Here is a 21865-nt window from a genome sequence, read left to right on the forward strand (position 1 = left end):
CACAAGAGGGTCACTTTTTTCAAAGTGTCCTTCTTATGGGTCACAGTTCAGAAAGGCGGGAGCGGCTGTTTTTCTTTGTATTGGTGACCGTTATTCCTCGGACGGTCACAGATGAAACCGTTCAACCTGATCCCACTGCTTTTCTTTGCGCAAAATTTCGCGCTGTTTTGGCCCGATCAGGTCAAAATGGGGAAAAGGAGAGCGGTTGTGTATATATTTCGGTGAAAGTCCGTGGCTGACGCACCAGCCGGCGAGCCGGTCCAAATCCGAGCAGCCGACCTTGGTAACCGTCGTCATCCCGGGAAAACGCGGGTCCAGCCAGTAGTGCGTCAAATACGCGATTTCTCCCCGGCTGACCGCCTCCTTCCACCGGTTCAGTTCAATGCGGTTAATTCCAAAAGCCATCCTGTATTCATCCCCATCTATTTCGTCATTCGTCCTCGGATATGATTCATTCGTCTTCGCACATTTCCAGTTATTCCGCCTGGCATTCCTGCTTGCCGATTAAGCGTCTGCCGTACGCTGCATCAGACGCTTTAGCTTGGTTTCGGTCGGAGATCCGGCGCACGGCGTATAGATGCTGCAGCGCAAATCGCTGCCGCCCTGTACCTGCAGCGACGTTAAATCGAACAGCATCTTTCCGGCTTTGGCATGCCTGAACTCAATCAGCACCTCCGGCGCCGAGCTGACCTGGCTCTGTTTCCACAGCGTCAGGAATTCGGGATCGGTATTTTCCATTTCCCGCAGAAACTGCTCATACCATTCGTCATCGACGTACTGCCCGTAATACGCGCGAAAGATCGACAAAAACCCCATAATAAAATGCTCCCAGTTAACCGCCAGCCTCCGCAGCTCCTTGCGGGTAAACAGAAGGCGGATCAGGTTCCGCTCCTCGGGCGGAATCTGGGTAAAGTCGAGAAACACGTGGGCGGCCGCTTCATTCCAGCCGACAATCTGGAAACGCCGGTCGGATATGATCGTTGGACAGTAGTGGAGCTCGTCCACGATTTTTTGCAGGGCCGGACTGATCTGCTGGTACTCCTGCTGAATCGGGGCGGCAGCGGAGCCGCTCTCCAGGGCGAGCGAAAACAAATATTTCCGCTCGTCCGCTGTCAGCTGCAGCGCGGACGCGACGCAGTCGAGCACCGAAGCGGACACTTTGATGTCCCGTCCCTGTTCAAGCCAAGTATACCAGGTGCTGCTGACCCCGGCGAGCTGTGCCACTTCTTCCCGCCGGAGTCCGGGCGTCCGCCGGCGGGTGCCCTGCGGAAGTCCGACCGTTTCCGGCTGCAGCTTGGCCCGCTGGTTTTTCAGAAAAGCGGAAAGCGCATTAAGCCGTGTCTGCTGGTTCATCTGTTCTTGCACCTCTTTCAAAGTTAAGACCCATTTGTAGATCTAGATTCAGTTCTATTTGTAGATCTATTTGCACATCCAATGATAAGTTCCATCGTAGGTTCCGTTGCCATCCGGGTGTTTCTTATGATGGTGTTCATTATGATGGTGTTGCTTATACTAGGATAAACTATAACTTGTAATAGGATAAATGCTATGGAAAAATGATATCATAATTTGAGTTTGGGAGGAATACCAGATGGAGAAGGTTGTCGTTACAGGAATGGGGCTGGTTTCACCGCTGGGCAGCACGGTACCCGGCTTTTGGAATGCCATGATTCGAGGCGAGTCGGGAATATCCCGGATCGATGCGTTTGATACGTCCCGCATGAAGGCTTCCGTCGCCGGCATCGTGCGGGACTTTGATGCGGAGGCAAGGTTCGGCCGCAAGGAAGCCCGGCGGATGGACCGCTTCTGCCAGTTTGCGCTGGCGGCGGCTGAAGACGCGCTCAAGGATGCGGAACTGGACTTGGACCGCCTGGATAAGGAGCGGACGGGTGTGTACGTCGGCTCTGGTATCGGAGGTATTGGGACATTGATGGAGCAGGGGGACGTTCTTCGTTCCCGGGGACCGGAACGAGTCAGCCCGCTGCTCGTCCCGATGATAATCTCTAATATGGCCGCGGCGACGATCAGCATCCGGTTCGGCTTCACCGGACCTACGATGTCGCCGGTTACGGCATGCTCGATCGGCAATACAAGCATCGGAGAGGCGTTCCGGCTGATCCGCTCGGGCGGTGCGGACGTCGTGATCGTCGGCGGCGCGGAAGCGGCCATTTCCGAAATTTCGATGGCGAGTTTCGGCAATGCTACGGCCCTTTCGGCATGGAACGGGGATCCGAAGCTGGCAAGCCGCCCGTTCGATGCTGGCCGCGACGGGTTCGTCATGGGCGAAGGCGCGGGCATCCTGGTGCTGGAGTCGCTGTCCCACGCCCGCAGCCGGAACGCTCGCATATATGCGGAGGTAGCCGGGTATGGGGCGACTTCGGATGCCTATCATATTGTCGCTTCCCATCCGGAAGGCATCGGAGCCTACAACGCGATGAGGCTTGCCCTTCAGGAAGCGGCCATCCGTCCGGAGGACGTCGATGTGGTCAGCGCTCATGCCACGAGTACGGAAGTCGGGGACAGGTCCGAGACGCAGGCCATCAAGCGCTTGTTCGGCGATGCGGCTTACCGTGTTCCGGTGACGGCGAACAAATCGATGCTCGGGCATATGTTTGGAGCTTCCGGCGGCGCTCAGGCCATCGCTTTGGTACAGATGCTGCTGGAAGGCGTGATACCACCGACGATCAATCTGCGGGAAGCGGACCCGGATTGCGATCTGGATTATGTTCCGAATACCGCGCGTACTGCTGAAGTCAAGGTCGGCATATCCAATTCCTTCGGTTTTGGCGGTCATAACGCTGTCATCGTTTTGAAGCGATTCGAAGCGTAACCAAGGGTGCATCCCTTCCCCCGGCTTCTCTTTGGCGGCCAATCCCTCTTGTCCCGGTCCACTGGACCGATATGGTATGATGGGGATATCTATCCATAAGTCAGAAACCCATAACTGGAGGGGATGAGAATTGGCCGTCAAAATTTGTCCGAAGTGCGGGGAATCCAATCCGGAGCAGGCGTGGACCTGCGTACGATGCGGCAGTTCCCTGCAGAATGCCGAAGTGGCCGGAACTCCGGATGCCGACAAAGGGGCGGGCATATCGCTCGGACGCGATGAGAGCATCTGCCCTGCATGCGGTGAACAGCTCGAACCGGGGGCGAGAAAGTGCAAGTTTTGCGGGACGACGATTTATAAAAAGCCCGCTGCTCCGATTTATGAAGAACCGGAAGAAGATCCGTTTAGACCAAGCGCGGTGTCAATCATTTTGCTGATTCTGGCGACGGTGGTGTTTCCGCCGGCCGGTCTCATCGTAGGCGGGGTGGCCGTCGTTCTCGGCGATCCGGATAAACGGATCGCCGGGCAGCTTTTGATGGTTCTCGGTCTGATCGTGATTGCGGTGAAGTACTTTTTTTAATGCGTGTCGCCATCATTTTCTAGAAGAAATTCGGCTTTCAGCCTGGTCGGGGGCTCCTTCCTTGGGTATATCTTAAGTAGAAGCTTGTTAACTAAGGAGGCTGGCCGATGACCAAAGAACATTTTGAAGCAGCGAGGGCTTCGGAAGCGGAGTACCATCAGCGCTTTTACGAAGATAACGATCTGTTTGAACAGGGTACCTGGATGGCTCAACCGGGACCGGTCGTCATGGAAATGCTGGAGCGGCTGCTCCAGCATCGCGAGGATGCGCAGGTGCTGGATCTCGGCTGCGGCGTTGGCCGCAACACGATTCCGGTCGCCGAGCGGTTGCGCGGAACCCGGAGCCGGGTGGTCGGGGTGGATCTATTGAAGGATGCCGCTGCCAAGCTTAAGGAAAATGCAGTGGAATTCGGTGTACAGGAGCTGGTTGAATCTGAGGCCGCCGATGTGGAGCATTACGCGATCGAGGCGAATGCCTACGATTACATCATTGCGTGCTCGGCACTGGAGCATACGTCTTCGCGTGACGCCCTGGAACGGGTGCTGGACCGGATGAAGCGCGGGACGCGGACCGGCGGGATCCACTGTATCACCATGAGCACGGACGTAGAGGAAGTCGACCGGGTAACCGGAGAAGTTCGGAAGGGATTAATCGAGACCAATTTGGCGCAGCAGGACGCTATGGCGCGGCTTCAGCAGCATTACCGGGATTGGAACATCCTGATCGAACGGGTGGTACCGCAGAGTATCGAGGAAGTGAAGGATGGACGCAGCATCGATTTTCGCTGTTCCCTGATCACGTTTGCCGCACAGAAGATCCGATAAAACCGATGTGCGTGCAGCTGCATCCCTCATAAGCCGCTTAACGATTTGATCGAAGTACGAGGTCTATCAACCTTTGCCCCATGACAGCCAGCGGCTGCCGGGGCTTTTTTTCGCTCAAATAAGCTAGGGTTGGAAACGCGATGACATGGAGACGTCAGGAGGGGTTCTGCTTGATCCTGGCCCACCCTGCAGTTTCGGTCCGGTTGAAATTTACGCGCAGACAAGGTACAGTAACGAAACAGAATTCTTTTTGCCATGATAGGGCAGAGCAGTGAATGTGAATTTACAGGAGGCAGAACCTATGCTGTTAAATATCAAAAATTACATACGCAAGCCGGAGACGATGGAGCTCATCTCCTATGCGGTTTTTCCCGATGACCGGTCGATTGAGCAGGCGATCCAGCAGTACGAGGCCAACGACGCCTGGCAGCTGTACGGTTTTGAAGACGGGGAACTTCTAGTCGGGGTGATCGGCTTTGAAAAGATGGATGATACTTTGCTGATCCGCCATATTTCGGTCATCCCGGAAAACCGCGGGCTCGGGTACGGAAGGGGCATGATCCTTGAAGTGCTGGCGCAGGAAAAGCCCGCCAGGGTCGTAGCGGAGACGGATGAGGAGGCGGTCGACTTTTACCGCAGCATCGGATTTGAGGTGCACAGCCTGGGCGAGCTGTTCCCGGGAGTGGAGCGTTTCCGCTGCGTTTACGAAGCCGAAGAGGAAGAGGAATAAAACTGCATATCGGATGAAAATAACGAGAGCCGGTTCCGGAAAGGGACCGGTTTTTAAAATCAAAAATCCCGCGCATGGTCCCGTTTCGCTCCCAGGCCCGGATACATATACTGCAGTAAGCAGCTTATGAGTCAGAAGGGGGGCGAAGGCTTTGGTGTATTCATACACTGCGATAGGGGATTCATTGACCGTCGGTTTTGGAGCCTTGCCGGGAAACGGTTTTGTTCCAGTGTATCGGGGGATGGCGGAACAGCATGTAAGAGCTTTTGTATCTTATGAAAATTTTGGCGTAAACGGGTTGACGACGTCAGGCTTGTATGAGCACATCTCCAGAAATGGGGCAATGCGGCAGGCGATCAAGCAGGCGGAGATCATTACGATTTCTATTGGCGGCAACGATCTGATCCGGGCAGCCAAAAGCGCACCGTTCGGCTCGAAGGCTTCCCAGCATTTCAACCAAGCGCTGAGCCAGTGCAAAACGAATGTGTCGGGAATTCTTCGCACGATCAACCAATTAAAAGGTGGGGGCCAGCGCCCTTACATTATTCGCGCCGTAGGCTTGTACAACCCGTACCCGCAGGTTGAAGAGGCGGGTTACTGGGTACAGCAGTATAACCGTTTTTTAAACGGATACGCCGGCGGCAACCTGGGGGTCGCCAACATTTACGGTTCCTTTCAGGGAAGGGAACGGGAGCTGCTGTCGCTTGACCATCTGCATCCAAACGGCAGGGGGTACCGGGTGATTGCGGAACAGCTTAACGCGTTGGGGTACCGGCCTTTGGCCTAAGCAGCCCGGCACAAAAAAACAGACCCGGCAATCGGGTCTGTTTTTTGCTGCTCTGGCCCCGCACTCACTTGCGAAGCATGCTGAGGACGGCCCACTTTCGTTCCTGGCGCTTTTTGTACTTGGGCAGCGCCCGGTACAGATCGATCGATTCCTGGAACGCCGCTTTGGCATCCTGGGTCCGGCCAAGGGATTTGTACATCATTCCGAGCAGGTAGTAGCCCTCACAGGAGGAGGACTGGATCTGCTGGAATTCCTGCACGTAGCTCACGGCCTTGGCCTGGTCGGTGCTCTTATAAATATCCGCCAGCCTTAGATAAGGGCGGCCGTATTTGACGCGGGGGTTCAGCTCAAGCGCGCGCAGGATGTGCTGCTCACCCTCCTGAATGCGCCCCAGCTTGAGCTTGACGGTACCGAGGTCATCCCAATATTCGGCGGAATCCTCGGACTGGGTTTCAATGGATTCCAGCAGGCGGAGCGCCTCAGGATACTTTTTCCGTTCGATCAGCAGGCGGGCGAGCTCGTGCTTGGAGGAGACATCGCTGGGGCTCATCGTCACGTGGGCTCTCAGCTTGGATATTCGGTTCATCCGTTTAAATGGCTTGGTCACGCTCGGAAAAATGCCCACAAATTTTCTGTCCAGCAAGTAGACGATGATCAGCAGGACAAGGATGGCCAGGAAGGGGTTTCCGAGCAGCCGGGCCAGTATGAAAAACAGGGCGATTTTAATAAACATAAAGCCTCCTTATGAAAAACGCCGGGCCAGGCTGCAGCGAGCGGCCTATTGGCTCGACAGTGCGCTTCGTACGCTTAAAATGTATTTTGATTGATCCAGCGGATTGACGCCCCGTCTCTGGCGGGCGGCATTGGTTTCCGGCGGGGCTTCCTGATATCCGGCAAAAGAGGAAGCCATCACGCCGCGGCCGCCGGTCATGGACCGCAGCTTCACCGGAAATTCGAGCGAAGTCGCTGCCGGAATGATGCCTTCGACCATAAAGCGTCCGTGCAGGATGGAAGGCGGCTCAAATTCCGCGCGCATCTGCACCAGGTCACTGAGGATTTTGCCTCCGTATTCCTCGGGGGTGGTGATGCGGAACCGAAGCATCGGCTCCAGCAGGGTCGTGCCCGTCGCGGCCAAGCCGTTCATGATGCCCATCGGCGTGGCGACGACAAAATCGAGCGGGTGCGTATGCCATACATGATGCTCTCCTTCAACGAGGGTTACCCTGAGGTCGGTGACCTCCCAACCCAGCAGCCCCTGCTGCAGGGCCTCCGGCAAGCGCCGCTCCACCTCGTTCTGGTAGCTCGTCAGCAGATCTTCGCTCCGTACCTGGGAGCTGTATACGAGGCCGCTCCCACGGGGGAGCGGTTCGATCGTGAACCGGAGCACGGCCCAGCACGGCTTGGGCATCGTATAGGCGATAAAGCCTTCGCCGGATTGGCTCGGCGTTTCCTTATAAATTACGGAAGGCTGGCCGAACCGGACCTTCAGGCCAAAACGGCTCTCCAGCTGGCTGGACAAAATTTCGAGCTGGATGGAGCCCATCACTTTAAGATGGAGCTCACGCTCGTTCGGAAGCCACTGCAGATCGAGCAGCGGATCCTCGTCGGTGAGCTCCTGAAGCGCTTCTACCAAGTCCTGATAGCGCGCCTCTTCCTCGGCCTGCACCTGAACGGTTAGCAGCGGTACAGCGATGGAAGGGGAAGGGGGGATGCGCTCGCTGCTGCCCAGAATATCGCCGATTTTGGATTGGGACAGGCCGTATACCGCGGCGATATCTCCGGCATGCAGCTCCCCCAAATCTGCGAATTTGCGCCCGTCCATTTTCCGGATTTGGGTTACCTTTTCCTGAACGTCCTGCGTCAGATTTCGGACAGCGTCCCTGTTTTTCAGAGTGCCGTTATAGAGCCGGACGTAGGCGGCGCGTCCCATCGTTTTGTCCCGTTCGATTTTGAATACGACGCCCGACAGCTCGCCTTCATTATCGCCGGTTGGCCCGGGCAGATACGCTGCGGCATGGTCCAGCAGCTCCCGGATACCAATGCCTCTCTGCGATGAGCCGAAGAGTACGGGGAACAACCGGCCCTGACGGGTCAGCCGGGCGAGCATGCTCCGCAGCTCCTCCGGCGCAACCGGCTCACCTTCGATAACCCGCAAAAGCAGTTCTTCATCCACATCTGCGCAGGCCTCCACCAACTGTACGTACTCCGGACGTTCAAGCTCCCCATCCTTGGCGGGGTCCAGAATGGAATGCATGCCGGCAAAGTCCTCTGCTTCACCTATCGGAATTTGAAGCGGGACGGCGTGAGGAGAGAGGAGCCGTTTGATTTCATCCAGGACGGAAGCGGCGGACACGCCGGTCCGGTCCATTTTGTTCACGTAAATTAATGTCGGGATGTTTAAGGATCGGAGCGCATGCCACACCGTTTCCGTCTGGGATTGAACGCCCTCGGCCGCGGATACGATGAGGATGGCCCCATCCATAACGCGCATCGACCGCTCCACCTCGGATAGAAAATCGACGTGCCCCGGCGTGTCGATGACGTTGATATGTATGCCTTTCCAATGGAGCGTGGTCGCGGCGGCACGCACGGAGATGCCCCGCTCCCGCTCGACTTCGAGCGAATCGGTCAGCGCCGTTCCTTGATCCACGCTGCCCAATGTGCGGATCGTGCCGCTCTCAAAGAGCATATGCTCGGTCGTGGTCGTTTTACCTGCGTCGATATGGGCAAAAATGCCGATGTTTCTCGTTTCTTTGGTCGTCATAGCGCTGATGCCACCCCGTATGCTTCGGATTATAGTGACTCTATTATAGCATGGGGGAACGGTCCGCAGCCTTTTTCGCACGAATTCAAGGACTCCGAAAGATTGCAAGCCGTTTTATTTTTTCGAAATTTGAAAGGTAAATTTCCATACGGCCTGGTTTCCCGAATATCGGCCCCGGTTCTCCGTGACCGTCACTTTCATCTCCACCAGCTGGGTTTTCTTTGTCAGCGTGCTGACTTTAATCGATTTCTGGGCTTTGCCTTCGTCCGGAATCTTGTCCTGTTCTTCGGCGTAGGTGTACAGGTTGATCGAACTTACGTTTTTGAGGGTGACGGAACTGCCCTCCTCCACTTCCTTACCGTTCACAGAAGCGGTGTAATACCACTCATTGCCAACATGCTCGTTCTTAACTAACTGAACGCTCACCAGTTTGACATTCCAGCCGGTAGCGGATGCAGCCAAGGCAGGTGTGGCGCCGGCAACCACGATCAACAGAACGGCAGTGATCCATAAGCCTAATTTTTTTATGAATGAATCCATTGTGTACCGCCTTTCGCTATAGTCCATATAGAAACTTCTTTTAATAAGGTAGACCCCTATCGTACTATAACCCCTTTTGTTAAATTGTTCCATATGCAATTTGGGAATTTAGCGAATAACGGTTTACACGCTGTTTCGTTATAGGCCGCCCTGGTTGGGGTAAGCATAAAAGGATGGAATTCTGCTGCCGCGAGTATGGCATTGGCGGTGTATATGCAAAATGGGAGGAATGACGAATATGGAACGCACGTGGTGGAAAGAAGCCGTCGTGTATCAGATCTATCCCCGCAGCTTTAAAGACAGTGACGGCGACGGGGTCGGCGATATTCAAGGGATCGTGTCGAAGCTGGATTATTTGCAGGAGCTGGGGGTAGACGTCATCTGGCTCTCTCCGGTCTACAAGTCGCCGAATGACGATAACGGTTACGATATCAGCGATTACTTCGAGATCATGGACGAGTTCGGCACGATGCAGGATTGGACGCAGCTGCTGGACGGCCTGCACGAACGCGGAATGAAGCTGCTTATGGATCTGGTCGTAAACCATACATCGGATGAGCATGCCTGGTTTGCGGAGTCCCGCTCATCCCGGGACAACCCTTACCGCGACTATTATATCTGGCGCCCCGGTAAAGGCGGGAATACGCCGCCGAACAACTGGAGGTCCTTTTTCAGCGGGTCGGCCTGGAAGTATGATGACACGACCGGAGAATACTATTTGCACCTGTTTTCAAAGAAACAGCCCGACCTGAACTGGGACAATTCGAAGCTCAGGCAGTCAGTGTACGAGATGATGACCTTTTGGCTGGATAAAGGCGTGGATGGCTTCCGCATGGACGTTATCAACCTGATTTCCAAAGTTCCGGGACTTCCAGACGACGGGGAGGACGGACTTGGAGATGGCAGCCCTTATTTTATGAACGGCCCGCATGTGCATGACTATTTGCGGGAGATGAACGAGCAGGTGCTGTCGAAATACGATGTGATGACGGTTGGGGAGACGCCGGGCGTATCTGTGGAAGAAGCTCTGAAGTATACCGGAGCGGACAGGAAGGAGCTGCAAATGGTGTTTCAATTTGAGCATATGGACGTCGATGCGGGCGACGGCGACAAATGGACCGTGGTCCCATGGACGCTGCAGAAGCTGCGCGGCGTGCTGCATAAATGGCAGACCGGGCTGGCGGAGGACGGGTGGAACAGCCTGTATCTCAACAATCATGACCAGCCGCGGATGGTGTCGAGATTCGGCAATGATGGTGAATACCGGGTTCCTTCGGCTAAAATGCTCGCTACGTTGCTGCACACGCTTAAAGGCACGCCTTACATCTATCAGGGCGAGGAGCTCGGCATGACGAACATCCAATTTAACAGCATTGAGGACTACCGGGATATTGAAATTTTGAACATGTACGAGGAACGGGTCACGCAGGGAAATGCGGATCCGGGAACGATCATGGAGGCGATCCATACCAAGGGAAGGGACAATGCGAGAACGCCGATGCAGTGGAACGCCGGGCCCAATGCCGGGTTTACGACAGGTACGCCTTGGATCCGGATCAATCCCAATTACAAGGAAATCAACGCGGAAGCGTCGATGAGCGATCCGGATTCGGTCTTCCGCTATTATCAGCGGCTGATCGCTTTGCGCAAGCAGAATCCCGTGATGGTATACGGGGATTACCAGCTCATGCTGCAGGATCACGAGCAGATTTATGCGTATACCCGTACTTTGGGCGAGGTGATATGGCTTATCGCTTTGAATTTTTCGGAATCGGCTGTGATCCTTGAACTTGACGGCAGGTACAGCGGCATGAAACGGGAGCTGATCATCGGCAACTATCCCGAAGACGGAATGGAACCCGAGCAACTGCGCCCTTATGAGGCAAGAGTCTACCGGATGTTCACGTAATGTCCGGCTGCTCAAAGAACAGACTTCTCAGAACGTACTCTCGCGATGAAGGAAAGCGTCCCGGCCATGGCCGGGTCTTTTTTTGTTAAAAGAAGAAAAGAATTGCAGGGAATGCCCGAAGCGTGTCCGTTTTGTCATGGGCTGTTGGATATGATATGTTCGTCCTAACGTATAGGAGGTTGTTAGCCATGAATGAACGTTTGAACCGGCAGATCGAATTTATCAGGGAAATCGACAAGCTGAAGACGATCTACCGTCAGTCGTACCTGATGGACAAATCCCGGCACGAAAATGATGCGGAGCACACCTGGCATATTACGCTCATGGCCTGGCTGCTCGAGGAGCATTTGGATCAGCGGAAGGTAAACCTGCTTCGGGTTATGAAAATGCTCCTGGTGCACGATTTGGTTGAAATCGATGCAGGTGACACTTTCGCTTATGATGAGCAGGGCCAGGAAGGGAAGTTCGAGCGGGAAATGGTCGCGGCCAAGCGTATTTTCGGGCTTCTGCCCGTCGATCAGCGTGATGAAATGCTGGCCCTGTGGCTCGAATTCGAGCAGCGGGAAACCCTGGAATCGCGCTATGCGGCGGCCATGGACCGGATTCAGCCGCTGCTTCACAATTATTTTACCGGGGGAAAAGCGTGGCAGGAACACGGAGTTGCGGCAGACCGCGTCCGGGCGCGGATCGTTTTTTTGCAGGAGGACCTGCCGGACCTGTATTCGCTGGTTCAGCACTTGATCGACGACGCGGTCAAACAGGGGTATCTCCGCCCCTGATCCCGAACAGAATAAGGGACTTTTCGGTATAGACGGTCCCCGCCAATGTGATAGAATGATAGTAACTGCTAAGCGAACTGCGATCCACATATTACTTGCCTGAACGCAAAAAGGAGAGGGACTAGAGCGATGAAGCTGAGCCAAAATGATACATTACTCTTTATTGGGGATTCCATTACGGATTGCGGCCGCGTCCGGCCGGTCGGGGAAGGCGGCTTCGGCCAGCTGGGCAGCGGTTACGTCGCACAAGTCGACGCGCTGCTGAGCGCGGTATACCCGCAGCTTAACATCCGGGTGCTGAATACGGGAATCGGCGGAAATACCGTCCGTCATTTGAAGGAGCGCTGGGAGAGCGACGTGCTCGACCTGAAGCCGGACTGGCTTTCGATCATGATCGGAACCAACGATGTGTGGCGCCAATTCGACCATCCGCTGAATCCGGATCAGCATGTGTATTTGGACGAATATGAAGCGACGCTGCGGGAACTTGTACAAACGACACGGCCTAGGCTGAAGGGGCTCGTCTTGATGACTCCATATTACCTCGATCCGAACGTGAACGACCCGATGCGGGCAACGATGGACGTCTATGGGGCCGTCGTCAAAAAGGTCGCCGCGGAATTTGACGCCATCTTCGTCGATACGCAGGCTGCTTTCGACGCGTTGTCGGAGCATGTCTATCTGTCTTCGTTGGCTACGAACTGGGACCGTGTCCACCCTGGATCCCGCGGACATATGACGCTTGCGAGGGAATTTCTGAAAGCGGTCGGCTTCAGCTGGTAAGTTAATATTGAAAAAGTTGCCCTGCCTTCCGATATATAGGTTGAGGTGATACGGATGGCCAAGAAGGGGCAAGTTTTTAGCTCATACAGCCTGGATACCAAACGGAAGGCCGTACATATGCGTCTTCAGGGGATGACCAAAAAAGAAGTGGCTGCCGCATTAGGCATCGCCGACATCGGCCGGTTAAAGGTATGGATGAGGAAATACCGTGAGCACGGGGAATCCGGGCTCATGGATCAACGAGGCCGCTCAAGGGAAACACTGACGATCGATCGGCCCTTGGCGGAACCGGTTCAGCATTAAATTTCGGGGAAGAAGCTCTGATTTGACAGGGCTTCTTTTTTTACGCGGGAAGGGCCGGGCCGGAGCACATTTTGCAAATGGGTCTGGATTGTCCATACGTTTGTGCATTTATGACATATGGATAAAATAACCTTACAATCAGCCATATATGCCGCAAAGGTAATCCGAATGGAGGTGTTGTCAGTGCAAAGCCGGAGTGCAACCCACGCCAAAGGCATAGATGTGTCGCATTGGCAGGGCATCATCGATTGGAAGAAGGTCCGCGGTGCGGGATATTCGTTTGCCTTTCTTAAAGCGACGGAGGGATCCCGGATCGTCGACGACCGCTTCCGGGCCAACGCGCAGGACGCCAAAAACGCGGGGCTTCTCGTCGGGGCATACCATTTTACCCGTGCGGCCTCACCGGATGATGTCAAGAACGAAGTGGATCATTTCCTTCAGGTGATCGAAAGTGCCGGAGGGCTGTCCGCGTTCAAGTTGCCGTTTGTGCTGGATATCGAAACGAAGGAAGGCCAGACCAAGGCGCGGATCAGCCAGATCGTGAATACGTGGGGAACCCAATTCAAGCAGCGGACTGGCCGAACCCTGATGATCTATACGTTTCCAAGCTTTATCGATTCTTACCTGGATTCGTCGCTTGGCTCTTACCCGCTGTGGTATGCCTATTACGCCAGCGGTACGCCAGCCAACAAGGCGGGCTGGAAAGCTTGGGAATTTATCCAGTATACCAACAAGGGCAAAGTGCCGGGGATCAGCGGCGACGTAGACCTGAACGAGTATAAAGGAAGCGAGGCGGAATTAATGGCAGCATACATCAATCCAACGCCGAACACCAGCGAAACTGCTCCGCAGTGGAAGGAGTCGGGAAGACAATGGCTGATCGACCAGGTGGGAATCAGTCCCGACTGGAAGGCTGAAGATCCGGTTGATATCGGGACGCTGGGCAGCATTTTGCTCAAGTATACCCAGAATGTCCTGGGCAAGAAGCAATCCTGATTGGCTTAACGTACCTTTCGCGTAAAATAGGCTGTGCTCCGCCATGAAAATTGGGTCTTTGACCAGACCATGGGGAGCGGGCTTTCATACCATAAGGGTATGTAACCGGAGGGAGGGAATGAAATGAGCGGAGTCGTTGGAGGTTATGGCTGCGGCGTAAATCCTTTCGCATCGACAGGTGCAATTTTGGTCCTCTTTATTTTGTTGGTCATCATTACCCGTTCTTTCTGGATATAACGACTACAGAAATATAGTTTGCTCACCTGTTTTCGGCGTCCTGCCGGGGACAGGTGGCTTTCTTTGGATGCTATAGCCTGTACATACTTTCGGGCGTGATTCATTTTTGGGCAGCCGGGTATTTGTACTCCAAGAGGTGATGAAACATGGACAAGGAGTACAAGGACCGGCAGGAGCCCGTGAATCGTGATGAAAACGAAAAACATGCACACATGGATCATCCGGAACAGTATGCCACCGAGCGCGAAAGCCTGTTCGACCGCTTCGAAAGCGAACGCAACGTGGATCCGATCCCCGTGGAGGATTTAACCGAAAATATGAAGGACGAGCAGAATAAAGAGCACACCAAAGATTCCTCCTCCAGCGAAAAGAAATATCGACCGTAACAGCCCGGCTTTCCTTACGGACAGGATCAGGAAAAGAAAAAGCGCAGGTTCCTCCCTTATAATTGGGACAAGCCTGCGCTTTGCTATGCTCTCGGCTGCAGTCATTTGCTCATGGTGCCTGGTGTTGGCTGATCTGGCTTTTATTTTTTAGTAAGAAGAAACAAGAACTTAAGTTGATTGCAACAAGGGCTGTTCTAAGGTACGCGGATCCGCGGCTTTTCTGCTTTGGGCTTAATCTTTGGCGCCCATCGTGATCAAATTGAGAAGCACCGTTACGGCACCAAGAATAATACTGGTCCATAATGCGCTTGTATCTACGGAATAAACGAAAGGGAATACGATGAACCAAACTCCGGCAAGAAGCGAAATCCAATTTTGCCAGGAGCCCCATCCCGAACTGGAGAACGCCCACAATGAGGCGATCAGCTGAACGGCACCGATAATGACGCTGGTCCACAATGCGCCGTTATCGTCAGAGAACCCGAAAATCCAGGGAGCGATAATAAACCAAATGCCAATCAGAGCGACAATCGTGTTGTCTACGCTTCTGAGCTTCATACACACACCTCCGGTTATATATTGCCAACATCAGGATACGTAAAAATCATATGCAAATAATTCCAGTTCATGACCTGCTGTACAAATTAACATCTGGAGTCAGTTGGCTCCTAGAAAAGGGTATCCTTGCCCCGGACTCCTCCATTGGCTGAAAGACGGGATGAAGTAATCGCCGTCATCCTGCACACTGCCGAATGGTTCGCGATTGCCGCCAGGGCCCCCGCCGTGTCCTCCGCCTGGGCTACCATAGCCTCCGCCACCGTGATAACCTCCATGACAGGGGATCAAGTAGTAAAAGACATTCTAACGCCTCCCATTCTCAATTATGGAAACATCGTATGCTGGAAGGCGAAAATCGTGATAAGTGCCCTGTAAAAATGGGCGCATGTCCCGTAACCAAACAGACATCAAAAATTAATACTGGCATAATGCTGTTTTAATGTTTCATTCACAATTGGTTTGTATATTTATATATATAACCCCCTTTGATATATATAGTACGGAATGGACCCTGACGGCCTTGGCGCTGTGACAGGGTCATTTTTTTGCGTAAAAACGGGAAATACAAAATATCCCATGGGATGAAATAGATACGGGCTACGGACTGCATAGGTGATATCTCATTTGGGAAACTTACGATTGAAGTCTTATACCTGGAGGTGAAAATGATGAAGAAGCGTATCGCTGCAGCCCTGCTCACAGCCTGCATTTCCATGAGTGTTGCCGTACCTGCATTTGCGTATGGCAATGGTACTGGCACTGGCACTACGGGAACTACAGGAACATACAGCACCAACAACACAAACGGAACCTATGGCACCAACGGTATGAACAATACTTACGGCACCTACGGTACCAACAACGGATATAACAATACGATCCGTACCAACGCAGCTAATGACAACAACGACATGGACTGGGGATGGCTTGGACTTCTTGGCCTGCTTGGATTGATTGGACTCCGCGGAAGAAACCGCGAGCACTCCTAAGCGACTCGGCATCCCATAATCAAGCAAAAGCACCCTTGCAGATTCTGTGATCTGACGGGGTGCTTTTTTATGATTAGGAACAAACCGCACAAGTGCAGCGCGTCCAGATACAAATACAATCGGATGTTAACCAAATAAAATTGGGCGCCCCTTGCGGGACGCCCTCATGGGAGAGGAGAAACCGGACGAAGAGCTTATGGGGAAACGTAAGCTTACTCCGCGGTTGTCTACGACATTCGTTTGATGTCGATAATTTAAGCATTCCCAGGCAGAGATGTTTTATACATTGCTTTTCCAAAAAAGATGAAAAATCCCTCAAGGGCCATTTTTCAAACTTGCGGGGATTGTGGTACGATATCGTCATAATTGCGTATTCCGCAAAATTCGATATCCCTCGCGAAATTCGGGCATGATATGACGCCATAGGATGAAGAATAACGGAATGCGGACAAGATCAAGTGAAACTGCGGTTTCATCGATAGAATGGGTGAAAAGCAAGTGAGAGTTGTTTCGGGAAGCGCAAAGGGCAGACCGCTGAAGGCGGTGCCGGGCATGGGTACCCGCCCAACGACCGATAAGGTCAAGGAAGCGATTTTCAGCATGATCGGGCCTTATTTTGACGGAGGGACCGTTCTCGACTTATTTGCGGGAACCGGGGGACTGGCGATCGAGGCGCTCAGCCGGGGCATGGAACGGGCAGTGCTCGTCGACATGGACCCGAAGAGCATTGAGACGATTCGGGCGAACCTCAAGGCGACCAAGATGGAGGGACAAGCGGAAGTGTACCGGAACGATGCGGTCCGGGCGCTGAAGGCGTTGGAAAAGCGGGGGCTGGTCCTGGACGCTGTTTTTCTGGATCCGCCGTACCGGATGAAGAACGGGGACGAGCTCATGCTCCTTATGCAGGACAAGCATATGCTGCGGCAAGGTGCGGTCATTGTTCTGGAGCATGAGTCAGGCTACGAATACCCCGCCGAGTTCGGCTCGTTTACCTGCATCCGGCATGCGGTGTACGGTGAAACGGCCGTATCGATCTATAGATACGAAGAACATACAGCGGATTCGCCAGACGACGGTCCGCGGGCAGGAGGGCAAGATGAGCGAAACGAATAGCAAGCAGCGCATTGCCGTATATCCGGGCAGCTTCGATCCGGTGACCATGGGGCATCTCGACATCATCCAGCGGGCCGCGAAGCAGTTTGACGTGCTGATCGTTGCTGTACTCAACAACCGGAGCAAAAACCCGCTGTTTACAGTAGAAGAGCGGATGGATTTGATTCGGCAGGTAACCGGGCATATCCCGAATATCGAAGTGGACAGCTTCCGCGATCTGACGGCCAACTATGTGCGGCAGAAGAATGCCCAGGCTATCATGCGCGGCATTCGCTCCGTCACCGATTTTGAATACGAAATGCAGATGGCGTCGACCAATCATAAACTGAACCCGGAGGCGGAGACCGTCTTTATGATGACGAATCCGAAGTACTCCTATCTCAGCTCAAGCATCGTCAAGGAGATCGCCGCCTATCATGGAGACGTGACGGACCTGGTTCCGCCGGAAGTGGAGAAGGCGCTGCGCAGTAAATTTTAACGCCGGACCGTTTTGTCGCGACGGGGAACCACAATCAGAAGGACGATTAAGGCGCCGAGGATGAAGGCGAGCAGGAGTCCCTGCCACTTCAGCACCTGGGGCATCAGCACCCACAGATCCTCGATCGGGCCGCGGCTGCCGCTGAACGGGCCGCTCTCGGAATAAACGGGATGAATACGGCCCAACAATGCGGCGAGCGGAGCCCAGGTCAACCATGTCAGGGCAAAGGCATATGCCCCATGAAGAATCCGGGTCCAGACCATGGGCATAAGCGGAGCCCCGGTTTTGCGGATCAGGGACATGGACTGCAGCAGGGCGCTGATGCCGCTGAATCCGAGGAGAGCAGACAGAACGGACCACTGCAGCCCACCGGAAGCAAACGCGGCGGCACTGATGTCCCGGGCGCCCAAATGAACCTCGAAGAGGCTTGATAATGCGTAATCCGGAATCGGAAGCCGGGCGGTCGTCACCCGGCCGGCAATTTGGATAACAACGGAGAAAATAATGATGTAGCCGCCGATCATCATCAGCACCTGGACGGCATGAGTGACGGAGTCGCCCAGCAGCCGGCCGAAGCTGCGTCCGTCTTTGGCGCGCGCTTCCTCCGCCGCTTGAAGAACGCGGGCAGGCAGCGGGGCAGGCTTGCCCTCCAGCCGCTGCTGCCGGGGCTTGTCTGACGCAGGGGCGGCTCCTTTCGTTCTGAAGCGCCGGTGGACGGTCAGATAGGCCAGGATGCCGGCGATCCAATGAACGGCGATCAAGCCGTAGCCAAGGGCCGGATCGTGCATCAGACCGGTGGCTACGACGACGAGAATCATCACCGGGTTGCAGAAGTGGGATAAGGCCGCGAGCTTGCCCGCTTCTTCGGCCTGAAGACTGCCCTGGGCGTGAAGCTGCTGAACCGCCTGGGCACCGCCCGGAAAACCGGTCGTCAGCCCCATGGCCATGACCCATCCGCCGGTGCCGGGCAGACGGAACAGCTTCTTCATCAGCGGCTCCAGAAAAGCGCCCAGGGCGCTCACCCAGCCGTACGCGATCAGAATTTCCGACAGGACGAGAAAAGGCAAAAGCCCGGGAAACACGATTTTCCACCATAGGTTCAGACCTTGAAGGGAAGCCTGAAAAGCGGGGGCAGGGGAACTGACGATACCGGCCACGAGAGCTGCTGCGCACGCTCCCAGCATAAGCGTCATGGCTTTGGGAGAAGGACGATGCGTCGTTTTTTTCATGATTTTCACCTCTTAAGAGTAAACATAGCTAGTACCCAATCTATGCGGGGAAGACAACCATAAGACCAGGGAGCAGGGATGGGAATGAAAGATGGCAACAATATGAGACGGCCGCGCAGAAGAGAGGGCTTGCGCCTTCTGCTGTACATTTTCGTGGTGGCGGTCATGGTGTATGTGTGCGTATATATGCCGACACCATACATTATTTATCAGCCGGGCAGCGCCAACGAGGTGAAGCCGATGCTGTCGATTGCCAAAGGGGATACGGAGGAGCGCGGAACCTTCATGATGACGACAGTGGCGGCAAGTTACGCCAATATCGCCATGCTCGTCATGTCGGTGTTCAACCCGAACGATGAGGTAGCCAAGAAGCAGGCGAGACTCGGGGATATGAGTGAGGATGAGTATGCGGCGGAGCAGGTCTACATGATGAGCGACTCCCAGTCCTCCGCAATGGAGGCGGCTTACCGGGAAGCCAAGGTGCCGTTCAGCATCGTTCCTGAGTATTTGTTTGTGTTCTCGACGCCGGACGATTCGGTGAACAACCAATACTTCAAGCCCGGAGACCGCATTGAGGAAGTCAACGGCAAGCAGGTCCCAGACAATACGGCGCTCGCCGACATTCTGAAACCGATGAACGTGGGCGATGAGGTCACCGTCAAGCTGCTTCGGAGCGGCAAAACGCTGGAGCAGAAGCTGAAGCTGATTCCGATCAAGGATCAGAAAACGGGAAGCACCCGGGCCGGCCTCGGGGTGACCATAGCGACGATGCAGGCGGTCAAGACGAAGGATCCGGGCCATCAGGTCCAGTTCAAGGATACGCGGATCGGAGGGCCATCCGCCGGCCTTATGTTCTCGATGGAAATCGTCAACCAGCTGACGCCCGGGGATCTGACCAAGGGCTACCGGGTCGCAGGCACAGGCACGATCGACAAGAACGGTACCGTCGGGGCGATCGGAGGCGTCCAGCATAAGATTGTGGCGGCGGACCGGGAGAATGCTGATATTTTCTTCGTTCCAAAGGATAACTTTAACGAGGCGAAAGCCAAAGCGGATCAGATTAAAACGAAAATGAAGCTGGTTCAGGTCAGCACCCTCGAGCAGGCGATGGACTATATGAACCAGCTGCAGGCTAAATCATGACCGGCGGCTGCATATAGTCGCGGTACCAATCGTCCGGCGACGGCGCGGCGTACGCGTTCGCATATGCCGCCGCCGCCCGGAGGTCCAGGTCCAGCTGGTCATGGGAGAAGGCAGTCGGCTTCATTACCACGGGTAGAGAGGCCGTCTTTTTCATTTGCTTGAGCAGAGCCTGTCCCGTCTTGTTGAATCCCAGGATCCTTAAATAGCCGGGGCCTTCCGCAAGACGCGCAGGAGCGAGCTGCTCCTTCGAGTGCCGAAGCAAAATATGCACCAGCATCCGCTGCAGCTTCGTATGGGTATAGCGCTTTGTCTTTAAGGCGGCGAGCAGGCTGGCCACATCGGCCCCCGTCAGGGCCGGCAGCAGCTTGCCCAGGCGATGCTCGAGCCCTTCCGTCACTTCGTGCAGGGCCGCGAGCTGCTCGGGAGGGGTGGTGAGCAGCAGGTGCAGAAGCGGCTGCCGGAACGATTCCCAGGTGATCGGCCCGCGTCCTGCGGCAAATTCCCGCTTCAAAATGGCGAGCGTCGTTGCCGGCACATACGGAGCTGCCTCGTCAGGGGCCGGGCCGAGCAGCATGCGGCGCACCGCGGTGGCGCTGGCTATATTCGTATGCCCCGGCGCTTCATCGTGATATCCCGCATGGATGCGCGGGATGGTGTAGGGGCGCATACGGCTGCCAAGGCGCTCGAGCGCGATCAAATAATGCAGGCCGAGCGTATGGTTCGGCTTGTGGAGCAGCTGGAGAATATCCTCCTTCCAGCCGCCGCTTCCTGCCAGAGCCTCGGCGGCTGCCGCGTAGGCGGAAGGGTAGCTCATCCCCTGGCCCAAATAGTGCGCGATAAGGCCTTGAAGCTCTTCGCTTTCATGCGCCAGCATGCGGGCCAGCGGCTGCAGCACCTCCAGCGTCCCGCTTTCGGTTCCGAAGCAGACGCTGTCGACGACACCGGTGGCGTTCAGCAGCGCGACGGCCCCGTAGGCGAACCATTCGGCGGGCTGAACGGCATATGCGGCCGGCAGCTCGATTACCAGGTCGGCACCCATGGCCAGCGCCATTTCGGCGCGGGCGTATTTGCTGACGATCCCCGGCTCGCCCCGCTGCAGGAACGGCCCGCTCAGCACCGCGACGGCATGCTCGGCACCCGTCACTTCCTTGGCTCTGGTATAATGGTGGACGTGGCCGTTATGTAAAGGATTATATTCGACAATCAGGCCGACTGCGGACATGGTCTTCAGCTCCATCGTTTCATTTTGGGCACCCGTGGTTAACGGCTGTTATAAAATATATCATAAAACGAATGGCATCCAGTCACAATAAGGGGGAACGTAAGGTCAAGGTGAAACTATTGACAAAGTTCCCCGGAAATCGGTATAATAATTTTTGTTTGTTTGGAGTGATGTATATGCACTTTCAATTCAGGAAAATGGCAGCCAGCAGCGAGCCGCTGCAGCTCCGTCAGCAAGTGGATGTAAGTCCGCTGCTTAAAGGACTGGGTGACATCAAGGCCGACGGACCGCTCACAGCGGAACTTACATCCTCGTATGTCGGTCCCGATACAGTGGATGTTCAAGGCGAGTTATCCGTACAGCTGGACATGTCCTGTTCACGCTGTCTGACACCGGTGCATGAGCATTTGGATATTCCATTCCACGAGCAGTTCAAGCTTAAGAAGCAGCCTGAGGAAGCCGAGGACGAAGAAGATGAAACCATATATGTGGACAACGAGACTGTGGAGCTCGTCCCTTACGTGGAGGAATCCTTTATCCTGAATCTTCCGATGACCGTCGTGTGCAAGGAATCCTGCAAAGGCCTGTGCCCTACGTGCGGAAAAGACTTGAACGAAGGTGCCTGCGGCTGTAACAATGAAGTGGTAGACCCACGGCTTGCAGCGCTAAAAGACTTTTTCAAATGAGC

General features: G+C 54.8%; 26 protein-coding genes. 17 read left to right on the forward strand and 9 right to left on the reverse strand.

Annotation, left to right across the window (positions count from 1 at the left end):
* Nucleotides 1–105 precede the first annotated feature (105 nt).
* Together IAE55_RS15680 and IAE55_RS15685 are read right to left on the reverse strand one after the other, a co-directional pair.
* Complete coding sequence (locus IAE55_RS15680; protein WP_105443693.1) at nucleotides 106–405, reverse strand: hypothetical protein; 300 nt, start codon at nucleotides 403–405, stop codon at nucleotides 106–108.
* A 99-nt stretch (nucleotides 406–504) separates the two neighbouring features.
* Nucleotides 505–1353: a helix-turn-helix transcriptional regulator gene (locus IAE55_RS15685; protein WP_105443692.1), complete on the reverse strand. Its 849-nt coding sequence runs from the start codon at nucleotides 1351–1353 to the stop codon at nucleotides 505–507.
* Between the two features lie 238 nt (nucleotides 1354–1591).
* Here IAE55_RS15685 and fabF point away from each other — a divergent pair, with 238 nt between their 5' ends.
* The 5 genes from fabF (at nucleotide 1592) to IAE55_RS15710 (ending at nucleotide 5748) form a co-directional block, all read left to right on the forward strand.
* Complete coding sequence (gene fabF, locus IAE55_RS15690; RefSeq protein WP_145156714.1) at nucleotides 1592–2830, forward strand: beta-ketoacyl-ACP synthase II; 1239 nt, start codon at nucleotides 1592–1594, stop codon at nucleotides 2828–2830.
* Between the two features lie 130 nt (nucleotides 2831–2960).
* Nucleotides 2961–3407: a zinc ribbon domain-containing protein gene (locus IAE55_RS15695; RefSeq protein ID WP_145156715.1), complete on the forward strand. Its 447-nt coding sequence runs from the start codon at nucleotides 2961–2963 to the stop codon at nucleotides 3405–3407.
* 107 nt (nucleotides 3408–3514) lie between these two features.
* A complete protein-coding gene (locus IAE55_RS15700) occupies nucleotides 3515–4231 on the forward strand; it encodes a class I SAM-dependent methyltransferase (protein ID WP_145156716.1) in 717 nt (238 codons plus the stop codon).
* A gap of 301 nt (nucleotides 4232–4532) precedes the next feature.
* Nucleotides 4533–4961: a GNAT family N-acetyltransferase gene (locus tag IAE55_RS15705; RefSeq protein WP_145156717.1), complete on the forward strand. Its 429-nt coding sequence runs from the start codon at nucleotides 4533–4535 to the stop codon at nucleotides 4959–4961.
* A 151-nt stretch (nucleotides 4962–5112) separates the two neighbouring features.
* Entirely contained in the window at nucleotides 5113–5748 is a 636-nt protein-coding gene (locus IAE55_RS15710; protein ID WP_145156718.1) for a GDSL-type esterase/lipase family protein, read from the forward strand.
* A gap of 64 nt (nucleotides 5749–5812) precedes the next feature.
* Here the strand turns inward: IAE55_RS15710 and IAE55_RS15715 are convergent, their stop codons facing one another.
* The 3 genes from IAE55_RS15715 to IAE55_RS15725 all read right to left on the reverse strand — a co-directional run bounded on the left by IAE55_RS15715 (nucleotide 5813) and on the right by IAE55_RS15725 (nucleotide 9052).
* Nucleotides 5813–6481 (reverse strand): tetratricopeptide repeat protein, encoded by a 669-nt coding sequence (locus tag IAE55_RS15715; RefSeq protein ID WP_105443688.1) that lies wholly within the window; start codon nucleotides 6479–6481, stop codon nucleotides 5813–5815.
* A 45-nt stretch (nucleotides 6482–6526) separates the two neighbouring features.
* Entirely contained in the window at nucleotides 6527–8512 is a 1986-nt protein-coding gene (locus tag IAE55_RS15720; protein ID WP_200633234.1) for a GTP-binding protein, read from the reverse strand.
* 114 nt (nucleotides 8513–8626) lie between these two features.
* On the reverse strand, nucleotides 8627–9052 hold the full coding sequence (locus IAE55_RS15725) for a hypothetical protein (protein WP_200633235.1): 426 nt from the start codon (nucleotides 9050–9052) through the stop codon (nucleotides 8627–8629).
* A 238-nt stretch (nucleotides 9053–9290) separates the two neighbouring features.
* Between IAE55_RS15725 and IAE55_RS15730 the strand changes: the two genes are divergently transcribed.
* The 7 genes from IAE55_RS15730 to IAE55_RS15760 all read left to right on the forward strand — a co-directional run bounded on the left by IAE55_RS15730 (nucleotide 9291) and on the right by IAE55_RS15760 (nucleotide 14445).
* A complete protein-coding gene (locus tag IAE55_RS15730; protein WP_200633236.1) occupies nucleotides 9291–10961 on the forward strand; it encodes a glycoside hydrolase family 13 protein in 1671 nt (556 codons plus the stop codon).
* A 188-nt stretch (nucleotides 10962–11149) separates the two neighbouring features.
* Nucleotides 11150–11740, forward strand: coding sequence for an HD domain-containing protein (locus tag IAE55_RS15735; RefSeq protein ID WP_089546510.1), 591 nt, complete (start codon nucleotides 11150–11152; stop codon nucleotides 11738–11740).
* Between the two features lie 129 nt (nucleotides 11741–11869).
* Nucleotides 11870–12523 (forward strand): SGNH/GDSL hydrolase family protein, encoded by a 654-nt coding sequence (locus IAE55_RS15740; protein ID WP_145948910.1) that lies wholly within the window; start codon nucleotides 11870–11872, stop codon nucleotides 12521–12523.
* Between the two features lie 54 nt (nucleotides 12524–12577).
* The gene (locus tag IAE55_RS15745; RefSeq protein WP_076168349.1) at nucleotides 12578–12826 is read left to right on the forward strand and encodes a helix-turn-helix domain-containing protein; all 249 of its coding nucleotides are present in this window, start codon (nucleotides 12578–12580) and stop codon (nucleotides 12824–12826) included.
* A 183-nt stretch (nucleotides 12827–13009) separates the two neighbouring features.
* Entirely contained in the window at nucleotides 13010–13822 is an 813-nt protein-coding gene (locus IAE55_RS15750) for a glycoside hydrolase family 25 protein (RefSeq protein WP_200633237.1), read from the forward strand.
* Nucleotides 13823–13945: 123 nt separating this feature from the next.
* A complete protein-coding gene (locus tag IAE55_RS15755; protein WP_192714767.1) occupies nucleotides 13946–14059 on the forward strand; it encodes a sporulation protein YjcZ in 114 nt (37 codons plus the stop codon).
* A gap of 146 nt (nucleotides 14060–14205) precedes the next feature.
* A complete protein-coding gene (locus IAE55_RS15760) occupies nucleotides 14206–14445 on the forward strand; it encodes a hypothetical protein (RefSeq protein WP_105443686.1) in 240 nt (79 codons plus the stop codon).
* A gap of 231 nt (nucleotides 14446–14676) precedes the next feature.
* On the opposite strand, the gene IAE55_RS15765 is transcribed toward IAE55_RS15760, so the two are convergent.
* Nucleotides 14677–15003 (reverse strand): SPW repeat protein, encoded by a 327-nt coding sequence (locus tag IAE55_RS15765; protein WP_105443685.1) that lies wholly within the window; start codon nucleotides 15001–15003, stop codon nucleotides 14677–14679.
* A 110-nt stretch (nucleotides 15004–15113) separates the two neighbouring features.
* Complete coding sequence (locus tag IAE55_RS15770) at nucleotides 15114–15263, reverse strand: hypothetical protein (protein ID WP_200633238.1); 150 nt, start codon at nucleotides 15261–15263, stop codon at nucleotides 15114–15116.
* Nucleotides 15264–15668: 405 nt separating this feature from the next.
* Here IAE55_RS15770 and IAE55_RS15775 point away from each other — a divergent pair, with 405 nt between their 5' ends.
* The 3 genes from IAE55_RS15775 to coaD all read left to right on the forward strand — a co-directional run bounded on the left by IAE55_RS15775 (nucleotide 15669) and on the right by coaD (nucleotide 17583).
* Entirely contained in the window at nucleotides 15669–15992 is a 324-nt protein-coding gene (locus tag IAE55_RS15775; RefSeq protein ID WP_234489603.1) for a WGxxGxxG family protein, read from the forward strand.
* Between the two features lie 498 nt (nucleotides 15993–16490).
* Nucleotides 16491–17105 carry a 16S rRNA (guanine(966)-N(2))-methyltransferase RsmD gene (gene rsmD, locus IAE55_RS15780; RefSeq protein ID WP_200633239.1) on the forward strand — a complete coding sequence of 205 codons (615 nt, stop codon included), beginning with the start codon at nucleotides 16491–16493 and terminating at the stop codon, nucleotides 17103–17105.
* Complete coding sequence (gene coaD / locus IAE55_RS15785; protein ID WP_076168267.1) at nucleotides 17089–17583, forward strand: pantetheine-phosphate adenylyltransferase; 495 nt, start codon at nucleotides 17089–17091, stop codon at nucleotides 17581–17583. Before rsmD ends, coaD begins: the two co-directional genes overlap by 17 nt.
* On the opposite strand, the gene IAE55_RS15790 is transcribed toward coaD, so the two are convergent.
* Nucleotides 17580–18812: a nucleoside recognition domain-containing protein gene (locus IAE55_RS15790; protein WP_145156725.1), complete on the reverse strand. Its 1233-nt coding sequence runs from the start codon at nucleotides 18810–18812 to the stop codon at nucleotides 17580–17582. The two genes, coaD and IAE55_RS15790, sit on opposite strands and share 4 nt — an antisense overlap.
* 102 nt (nucleotides 18813–18914) lie before the next feature.
* Between IAE55_RS15790 and IAE55_RS15795 the strand changes: the two genes are divergently transcribed.
* Nucleotides 18915–19955 carry a SepM family pheromone-processing serine protease gene (locus IAE55_RS15795; protein WP_200633379.1) on the forward strand — a complete coding sequence of 347 codons (1041 nt, stop codon included), beginning with the start codon at nucleotides 18915–18917 and terminating at the stop codon, nucleotides 19953–19955.
* Here the strand turns inward: IAE55_RS15795 and IAE55_RS15800 are convergent.
* Nucleotides 19945–21177, reverse strand: a complete 1233-nt coding sequence (locus IAE55_RS15800; protein WP_200633240.1) for a nucleotidyltransferase — start codon at nucleotides 21175–21177, stop codon at nucleotides 19945–19947. The two genes, IAE55_RS15795 and IAE55_RS15800, sit on opposite strands and share 11 nt — an antisense overlap.
* A gap of 176 nt (nucleotides 21178–21353) precedes the next feature.
* Here IAE55_RS15800 and IAE55_RS15805 point away from each other — a divergent pair, with 176 nt between their 5' ends.
* Nucleotides 21354–21863 carry a YceD family protein gene (locus IAE55_RS15805; RefSeq protein WP_200633241.1) on the forward strand — a complete coding sequence of 170 codons (510 nt, stop codon included), beginning with the start codon at nucleotides 21354–21356 and terminating at the stop codon, nucleotides 21861–21863.
* Nucleotides 21864–21865 lie beyond the last annotated feature (2 nt).

This window comes from Paenibacillus sp. S28, assembly GCF_016624415.1.
Taxonomy (GTDB): domain Bacteria; phylum Bacillota; class Bacilli; order Paenibacillales; family Paenibacillaceae; genus Paenibacillus_AQ; species Paenibacillus_AQ favisporus.

What these genes read in the sequence shown, in the direction of transcription:
- IAE55_RS15680 (WP_105443693.1), bottom strand. Translation starts at nt 405, where the DNA reads ATGGCTTTTGGAATTAACCGCATTGAACTGAACCGGTGGAAGGAGGCG.
- IAE55_RS15685 (WP_105443692.1), bottom strand. Translation starts at nt 1,353, where the DNA reads ATGAACCAGCAGACACGGCTTAATGCGCTTTCCGCTTTTCTGAAAAAC.
- fabF (WP_145156714.1), top strand. Translation starts at nt 1,592, where the DNA reads ATGGAGAAGGTTGTCGTTACAGGAATGGGGCTGGTTTCACCGCTGGGC.
- IAE55_RS15700 (WP_145156716.1), top strand. Translation starts at nt 3,515, where the DNA reads ATGACCAAAGAACATTTTGAAGCAGCGAGGGCTTCGGAAGCGGAGTAC.
- IAE55_RS15705 (WP_145156717.1), top strand. Translation starts at nt 4,533, where the DNA reads ATGCTGTTAAATATCAAAAATTACATACGCAAGCCGGAGACGATGGAG.
- IAE55_RS15715 (WP_105443688.1), bottom strand. Translation starts at nt 6,481, where the DNA reads ATGTTTATTAAAATCGCCCTGTTTTTCATACTGGCCCGGCTGCTCGGA.
- IAE55_RS15720 (WP_200633234.1), bottom strand. Translation starts at nt 8,512, where the DNA reads ATGACGACCAAAGAAACGAGAAACATCGGCATTTTTGCCCATATCGAC.
- IAE55_RS15725 (WP_200633235.1), bottom strand. Translation starts at nt 9,052, where the DNA reads ATGGATTCATTCATAAAAAAATTAGGCTTATGGATCACTGCCGTTCTG.
- IAE55_RS15730 (WP_200633236.1), top strand. Translation starts at nt 9,291, where the DNA reads ATGGAACGCACGTGGTGGAAAGAAGCCGTCGTGTATCAGATCTATCCC.
- IAE55_RS15735 (WP_089546510.1), top strand. Translation starts at nt 11,150, where the DNA reads ATGAATGAACGTTTGAACCGGCAGATCGAATTTATCAGGGAAATCGAC.
- IAE55_RS15740 (WP_145948910.1), top strand. Translation starts at nt 11,870, where the DNA reads ATGAAGCTGAGCCAAAATGATACATTACTCTTTATTGGGGATTCCATT.
- IAE55_RS15745 (WP_076168349.1), top strand. Translation starts at nt 12,578, where the DNA reads ATGGCCAAGAAGGGGCAAGTTTTTAGCTCATACAGCCTGGATACCAAA.
- IAE55_RS15755 (WP_192714767.1), top strand. Translation starts at nt 13,946, where the DNA reads ATGAGCGGAGTCGTTGGAGGTTATGGCTGCGGCGTAAATCCTTTCGCA.
- IAE55_RS15760 (WP_105443686.1), top strand. Translation starts at nt 14,206, where the DNA reads ATGGACAAGGAGTACAAGGACCGGCAGGAGCCCGTGAATCGTGATGAA.
- IAE55_RS15765 (WP_105443685.1), bottom strand. Translation starts at nt 15,003, where the DNA reads ATGAAGCTCAGAAGCGTAGACAACACGATTGTCGCTCTGATTGGCATT.
- IAE55_RS15775 (WP_234489603.1), top strand. Translation starts at nt 15,669, where the DNA reads ATGATGAAGAAGCGTATCGCTGCAGCCCTGCTCACAGCCTGCATTTCC.
- coaD (WP_076168267.1), top strand. Translation starts at nt 17,089, where the DNA reads ATGAGCGAAACGAATAGCAAGCAGCGCATTGCCGTATATCCGGGCAGC.
- IAE55_RS15790 (WP_145156725.1), bottom strand. Translation starts at nt 18,812, where the DNA reads ATGAAAAAAACGACGCATCGTCCTTCTCCCAAAGCCATGACGCTTATG.
- IAE55_RS15795 (WP_200633379.1), top strand. Translation starts at nt 18,915, where the DNA reads ATGAGACGGCCGCGCAGAAGAGAGGGCTTGCGCCTTCTGCTGTACATT.
- IAE55_RS15800 (WP_200633240.1), bottom strand. Translation starts at nt 21,177, where the DNA reads ATGTCCGCAGTCGGCCTGATTGTCGAATATAATCCTTTACATAACGGC.
- IAE55_RS15805 (WP_200633241.1), top strand. Translation starts at nt 21,354, where the DNA reads ATGCACTTTCAATTCAGGAAAATGGCAGCCAGCAGCGAGCCGCTGCAG.